Below are 7114 nucleotides of genomic sequence, written 5' to 3'. Positions count from 1 at the left end.
AGAGGCGCTGTCGCACCTCTAATTTGCCCATATGTCTCATTACTAAATTGCTGCAACACATCTAAGTCGCATAAGAGTAGTTATGGAACTGATTATCCCTTATACATGAGTAGAATGCTCTAAAAGGGATAACTGTTTAATTATCATAGCTTTACACTTTAAAACTATGGGGTATTATCCCTATTTGAAGCGCTCCTGCATGAGCTAGGGATAATATGCGTAAATTCAATGAATTATCATCAGAACAACTTCGCCAGCATGTAGACACTGCCCAGGCTTACGACGTCTACCAAGCCAGTGCGAAAGAATATGAGCAGCGGTTTTCGGGCTCTATGTCATGGAAGAAAAGCACCAATGGCAAGTCTTACCTTTACAAAAAGACCAAGGGCATCTGGAAATCGCTTGGTCCTAAATCACTGGAAACGGAACTAATCTATAAACAGTTTCATTCGGGTCGCGACGACTTGAAAGACCGCATATCGCGCTTGGCACAGCGTCTCGACCAGCTCGCGCCCGTGAATAGAGCCATGTCACTTGGACGTGTCCCACTATTAACGGCTCGTATTATCCGCGAACTCGATAAACTTGGGCTTATCGGAACGGCAATCGATGTTGTCGGCACCAATGCCCTGTTCTCCTATGAGCGCATGGCCGCTGTTCATATCAGCAGTGGGTTGTTGTCGACGCAGGACGTCGATTTGCTACTGGATTCGCGTTTCAGTTTGCGGCTCATCGCCAAGGACTTTTCTAACAAAGGCCTGATAGGCCTGCTGCAGAAAATTGATCACTCGTTCCGCCCTCTGGCCAAGAGTGGATACCGGGCGGCAAATCGTGATGGGTTTCTGGTCGACCTCATCAGGCCTATGCCAAAAAACAATTTCTCATCCAGCGAGAACGCCCGCTTTAGCATGGATACTGAAGATTTGCAGGCAATAGAAATCGAAGGGCTTGCATGGCTCGTCAACAGTCCAAAGGCATCTGTGACGGTCATGGACGAGCGGGGTTATCCACTCAGCTTTACCTGTCCTGACCCCAGGGCTTTTGCACTTCACAAATTATGGCTTTCGCGTCGTGCGGATCGAGATACGGCCAAACGTTTGCGAGATGAGCAGCAGGCCCGCGTCGTTGCAGAGCTTATCAATAAGTATCTTGCCCATCTCTCATTCCAATCGGGTGATTTGCAGGCTTTGCCTTTTGCCTTGCGTCAACTGGCGCCGGAGTTCAACACGCCTACGGCCAAAAACGAAGCTCCACGTCTCACTCCCAACTGGTAGACATAAAAAAGCGCCGGAAAAACCGGCGCTCTTTATTCTTTAATTATATGCTGTCATGGGCGGGCAAGAGCAAACCAGATTGCGATCGCCTGCAACATTATCAATCCGGGAAACCGGGGGCCAATATTTCAGCAAGTCCTCTGATTCACCGCCGGGCAGGCTTGCTACTTTGCGGCTATAGGGATGCGCCCAGTCATCAGCCAAAACATCGCCTGAAGGATGCGGCGCATTGACGAGTGGATTATCGTCTCTCGGCCACTCTCCGCTTGCAACCTTTGCAGCCTCACCCGCAATTGCAATCATCGCGTCGCAGAAGCGATCAATTTCACGCTTCGATTCTGATTCAGTCGGTTCAACCATCAGCGTGCCGGCAATTGGCCAGGACATGGTGGGGGCGTGGAAACCATAGTCAATCAGACGCTTGGCAATGTCTTCAACACCGATACCGGCACTTTCTTTAAGCACGCGGGTATCAAGAATACACTCATGCGCGACGCGATCATTACGGCCCTTGAACAGAACAGGGTAATAATCCTTCAATCGTTCAGCGATGTAATTGGCATTAAGGATCGCCATTTCGGTTGCGCGCTTTAAGCCTGCACCACCCATCATACGGATATACATCCATGTGATAGGCAGAATTGATGCGCTACCGAATGGTGCAGCCGAAACCGCATTGCCAGTGCCATCGGCCACATGCCCGGGCAGGAACGGAGCCAGATGCTTCTTGACACCGATAGGGCCAACACCAGGTCCGCCACCACCATGCGGAATGCAGAAGGTCTTGTGCAGGTTCATATGGCACACGTCTGCGCCTATGTCGCCGGGGCGTGCAAGTCCAACCAGCGCATTGAGATTAGCGCCATCGAAATAGACCTGACCGCCATGTTCGTGAACGACAGTGCAGATGTCCTTGACACCCTCTTCAAATACACCATGGGTTGAAGGATAGGTGATCATCAGCGCAGCGAGATTGGCGCTGTGCAACTCGGCCTTTGCCTTCAGATCATCAAGATCAATATCACCGGCCTCTTCACAAGCGACGACGACAACCCGCATTCCCGCCATGTGCGCACTGGCAGGATTGGTGCCATGCGCCGATTCTGGAATGAGGCAGATATCGCGATGATCATCGCCCCGATCCAGATGATAGCGGCGGATCGCCAGAAGACCCGCGTACTCGCCCTGACTTCCGGCATTTGGCTGAAGTGACACCGCATCAAAGCCTGTGATTTCTGAAAGCCAGGCTTCAAGATCATCGGTCAGAGACTTATAGCCCAACGCATGATCAGCGGGTGCGAAAGGATGCACATTTGCAACGCTCTGCCAGCTTACGGGAAGCATTTCCGCAGCCGCATTCAGCTTCATCGTGCAGGAACCAAGTGGGATCATCGCACGGTCAAGCGCCAGATCCTTATCAGCGAGCCGGCGAAGGAAGCGCATCATCTCGGTTTCCGAACGCTGCTGGTGGAAAACAGCCTGTGTCATGAAACCTTCTGCCGGCCGTGAGCTTGGCAGCTTCGAACCTGGATCGTTCAGCACTTTAGCACCGAACAAGCCGGCAAGCGCAACCAGATCTTCATCCGTCGTTGTCTCATCGACCGTGATGCCAAGCCGGTCTGCATCGATATAGCGGAGCAGTCTCTCGTCCTTTTCGGCATCCGCTGCAATAGAATCTGCTCGACCCGGAACGCTGACCGTGACGGTATCGAAGAACTGCGAACCGCTCAACTTCAGTCCCACTGCCTCAAGTGCTGCCGCTAGTCTTGCAGCCTTTGCGTGAACCTGGCTGGCGATGGCCTGAAGCCCCTGCGGGCCATGCCAGATGGCATAGGATACTGCCATGTTTGCAAGCAGTGCCTGCGCCGTGCAGATGTTGGATGTGGCCTTGTCGCGGCGAATATGCTGTTCGCGCGTCTGCAGGGCGAGACGATACCCTGCCCTGCCCTTGCTATCGACCGACTGCCCCACCAACCGGCCCGGAATAAGCCGGGTCAGATTTTCCGTAACGGCGAGATAGGCGGCATGTGGCCCACCATATCCGACAGGAACGCCAAAGCGTTGCATGGAACCTGCAGCAATGTCAGCGCCCAGCGACGCAGGCGATGCAGTGATTGTCAGAGCCAGCGGATCCGCAATTGCAATGACAAGTGCACCTGCGGCCTTCGCAGCCTTGATGGCGGCAGAGTGATTCCTATAGACGCCATATGTGTCCGGCCAAGGTACGATGATCGCAGCCGCAGTCGTATCGATCTCGCCGCCATTTACCGTCATGCCGAGTGGTTCAGCACGGGTTCTGACCACGTCCAGAATTTGTGGATGAACGTCCCCGGCAAGGACAATACGCGTACGCTTCTCGCGGTGGTGGCGATAGGCAATACCCACAGCTTCCGCAACGGCAGTCGCCTCGTCAAGCAGCGATGCAGAGGCCACAGACAAACCTGTCAGCTCGGTCACCAGTGTCTGGAAGTGAAACAGGAGTTCAAGACGGCCTTGGCTGATTTCGGACTGATATGGCGTATAGGCTGTGTACCAAGCCGGGTTTTCGAAGAGATTGCGTTGGATTACCGCCGGGACATAGGTGCCGTGATAACCTTGACCGATAAAACTCTTGAAGGTCTTGTTCTGGCCCATCTTGGTTGCCAGTTCAGCCAACGCTTCAGCTTCGTTGACCGCCTCGGGAATATCGAGGGGTTTTTCGAGCCGGATAGATTTCGGCACGGCCTGTGAAATCAGCGTATCGAGCGACGGAATACCGAGCGCAGCCAACATGGCACGCGAGCCTTGGATGCTTGGACCGATGTGCCTGTCGGTAAAGGGGAATATGCTTTTGTTCATGATGTTCAGCCAATAATCGCTTTGTAACCGGCCTCATCAAGCAGGCCAGTTAATTGTTCAGTGTTGGAAAGTTTCATTTTCCAGAGCCACCCATCACTGGTGGCGGCAGAATTGACCAAAGCCGGGTCGCTAGCGGTCGCATCGTTCACTTCCGTCACCTCACCGTCCAGCGGTGCATAGACATCGGAAGCGGCCTTGACCGATTCAACAACAACAGCTGCGTCCCCCTTGGAAAGGCTCGCCCCAATATCGGGCAATTGAACGAAAACGAGATCACCGAGCTGATCCTGCGCATGATCGGTAATACCGACTGTTGCGATATCGCCTTCAACGCGTACCCATTCATGATCTTCGGTAAAATAAGTGGTTGCCATCTGTATTATCCTTTGTGGTAGCGATGTGGCGTAAAGGGAAGTGGATGAATGTGGACCGGGATGCGATTTCCGCGCACTTCGGCAAAAATTGGCGTCGTCGCGGCAAGAATGTCCTTATCGACATAACCCATAGCCACCGGATGGCCGGCGGAGGGGCCGAACCCGCCCGAAGTAACAATGCCGACATGCTTGCCGTCTGCATCAATGAGAATCGTATCAGAACGAACCGGCTGGCGCCCGTCCGGCTTCAGGCCAACCCGCTTGCGCGCGCTACCCAAGGCAATCTTGTCGAGCAGCGTCTCGGCACCGATAAACCCGGCCTTCTCGCGGACAGGTTTACCAATTGCCCAAACGAGGCCAGCATCTACGGGATCAAATTCAGGGGTTATGTCGTGGCCATGCAGGCACAAGCCCGCCTCCAACCGCAGACTGTCACGAGCCGCAAGGCCGACCCATGCCACCCTCTCATCCATTAAAAGTTTGTTTACAAGCTCACGGGCATCGGCGGCAGGCAATCCAATCTCGAAACCGTCTTCGCCTGTATAACCCGAGCGACTCATGAACCAGCTTGGTTTTGGCTCAAAGCCGTGCATGAAAGCCAGCTCGGTTCCACTGATTCCGGCCTTGTGCAAAACGTCTGCGGCTTGTGGGCCTTGAACAGCCAGAAATACGCGGTCCAGCGCATCGATCTTGCAGTTAAAATCTATCGCAACGCCACGCAAGTGCGCTTCATCCGCCGCCGCATTGCCTGCATTGGCAACAACCATATAACGGTCGGCACCCAAACGGGTTACAATAAGATCGTCAAGTATGCCTGCCTGCTCATCAAGGAAAAAGGTGTATTTGGATTGGCCCGATTGCAATGCCTCTGCATCGAGCGGGCATGCACGTGATAGGAGGGCAGCAGCACCCGGCCCAGACACATCGAATAATTGCATATGGGAAATGTCAAAAAGCCCGGCATTTGTCCGCGTGTGCAGATGTTCTTTCATCACCCCTAACGGATAGGTGATGGGCATGGACCATCCGGCAAAACCGCCAAAGCGCGCGCCTGCGGCTTTATGCAGATCGTCAAGCGGCAGTGATTTTAATTGTTCTTCTTCGTTGCCCATTACTACTCCAGAGTCGCGCAAAGACCTCCGCCACAACGACGGAATGTTTCTTTGCCCCTCTGTCGGAAGCCTGAGAGACTCGCACAGCATCGAACCGCAGTCCCAGCTGAACTTACACCTTCGGCGCGAGGTTTCCCCCGACTTTCCAGAGTTGCCTTACCCGTTTGCGGTTCTCGGTACCTGAGAGATTTCGGGCGATTTCCCCTTCGGTGGCTCTGCACATTTCTGCCCAGAACACTCTCCCGCAAACTGACAGGGCCTTTTGATTCTTCAATCCCAAGGCCCTCGACAAGCCCGGACCATAGCCTAGCGTAACGTGCGTGTCATCCGCACAAATGGCAAATTTGACGCTTAATGAACAAAATTTGTCGAAGTGGAGATATTTGCCGCACGCTTCAGAGCCATGACTCCCAGCGTTTGCCCCCTGCCCTTTACCGCATGCATTCCAAGAAATTCCGGCTGTATATCATCGTCAAACTCCATACGCTTTGCGAGATCGCCCGAAATCAACACTGGCGCATCAAGTGTCCGGCAAAGCGTTTCGAGCCGCGCAGTGGTGTTCACCGTATCACCGAAATAAGTAATCTTGTGATGGTCGACGCCTATTTCTGCGGTGATAATGGGGCCGCCGTGTAGTGCTGCGCGAAGTTGCGGAACACGTCCGAAATTTTTCAGCCATTTTTCCCGGTCTGCCTCTATCGAATCGAGGATGGCAAACACGCATTTGACGCTATTGCCATTCCTGACGCCTCGCGCCATTGGCCAGGTAATGATAGCGGCATCGCCAACATAGTCATCAATAGTTCCCCAATGTCGACGCACTGGCTCCGCAAAGGCCGCAAACAAAGCACCAAGGAACTGCTGAGCCCGCAAGTCACCAAATTCTTGGGCAAAGGACGTCGATCCAACAAGATCGATAAAGAGGAACACCCGCTCCTCTTCGATGGGTTTGCGGTAACGTCCAATGAGAAGACTTGAAAATACGTCGCGGCCTAATAGTTCACGCACGCGCGCAACGAAGGTTACAATCAGCGAAACACCCAGTGCAGCAAACATTGCGCTGGTCGGTAAAATTGCGATTTCACGCCATGATTCATAGGTCTGATAACCTATCCATCCGAGTAGAAGCCGACACAATGCGGAACCCAGATACATCAATATATATGTGACGATCAGCATAGCAATCAGGTAAAGCGGCGTTGAAAGCGCAGCTATCCTTGCATAAAGTCTGGGAAACAGTGCACCACGCTCAAGCGCAATGATGGGAATGCACGTAAAAAGTGCAAAGACAGAGCCTACAATTGATGGCTCCCCGTAAAATGCCCAGCTAAAAAGTGCGCCGCTTATGGAAACGACGCACAGAATGAATAACCAGAATCCTCCGGAATATCTGTTCATGTCCGGTCTCTCCGCAGCATAAATAAATTGGGCGGATTGATCAGCATGCGAATCTCCGGATAGTCGTTTGTGCTTATGTAGACGCTTTTCAACGTTGTCCAAGATGAGTTGAGGAATT

General features: G+C 53.1%; 5 protein-coding genes and 1 riboswitch. Of the genes, 1 reads left to right on the top strand and 4 read right to left on the bottom strand.

Annotated elements, in window-relative coordinates:
• Window positions 1-215 precede the first annotated feature (215 nt).
• The gene (locus ACYJL1_RS25940; protein WP_460899952.1) at window positions 216-1274 is read left to right on the top strand and encodes a GSU2403 family nucleotidyltransferase fold protein; all 1059 of its coding nucleotides are present in this window, start codon (window positions 216-218) and stop codon (window positions 1272-1274) included.
• A gap of 39 nt (window positions 1275-1313) precedes the next feature.
• On the opposite strand, the gene gcvP is transcribed toward ACYJL1_RS25940, so the two are convergent.
• The 4 genes from gcvP to ACYJL1_RS25920 all read right to left on the bottom strand — a co-directional run bounded on the left by gcvP (window position 1314) and on the right by ACYJL1_RS25920 (window position 6996).
• Entirely contained in the window at window positions 1314-4112 is a 2799-nt protein-coding gene (gcvP, locus tag ACYJL1_RS25935; protein WP_460899951.1) for an aminomethyl-transferring glycine dehydrogenase, read from the bottom strand.
• Window positions 4113-4117: 5 nt separating this feature from the next.
• Window positions 4118-4486: a glycine cleavage system protein GcvH gene (gene gcvH, locus ACYJL1_RS25930; RefSeq protein ID WP_460899950.1), complete on the bottom strand. Its 369-nt coding sequence runs from the start codon at window positions 4484-4486 to the stop codon at window positions 4118-4120.
• Between the two features lie 5 nt (window positions 4487-4491).
• Window positions 4492-5598, bottom strand: a complete 1107-nt coding sequence (gcvT, locus tag ACYJL1_RS25925) for a glycine cleavage system aminomethyltransferase GcvT (protein WP_460899949.1) — start codon at window positions 5596-5598, stop codon at window positions 4492-4494.
• Window positions 5599-5755: 157 nt separating this feature from the next.
• Window positions 5756-5853, bottom strand: a riboswitch (glycine riboswitch).
• Window positions 5854-5949: 96 nt separating this feature from the next.
• Window positions 5950-6996, bottom strand: coding sequence for an adenylate/guanylate cyclase domain-containing protein (locus ACYJL1_RS25920; protein ID WP_460899948.1), 1047 nt, complete (start codon window positions 6994-6996; stop codon window positions 5950-5952).
• Window positions 6997-7114 lie beyond the last annotated feature (118 nt).

The organism is Phyllobacterium sp. K27 (assembly GCF_054796155.1).
Note: the sequence above shows the minus strand (reverse complement) of the source record. Positions and strands in the feature narration are given on the sequence as shown.

Coding starts and splice junctions, on each gene's coding strand:
- gcvP (WP_460899951.1), bottom strand. CDS start 4,112: ATGAACAAAAGCATATTCCCCTTTACCGACAGGCACATCGGTCCAAGC.
- ACYJL1_RS25920 (WP_460899948.1), bottom strand. CDS start 6,996: ATGAACAGATATTCCGGAGGATTCTGGTTATTCATTCTGTGCGTCGTT.
- ACYJL1_RS25940 (WP_460899952.1), top strand. CDS start 216: ATGCGTAAATTCAATGAATTATCATCAGAACAACTTCGCCAGCATGTA.
- gcvT (WP_460899949.1), bottom strand. CDS start 5,598: ATGGGCAACGAAGAAGAACAATTAAAATCACTGCCGCTTGACGATCTG.
- gcvH (WP_460899950.1), bottom strand. CDS start 4,486: ATGGCAACCACTTATTTTACCGAAGATCATGAATGGGTACGCGTTGAA.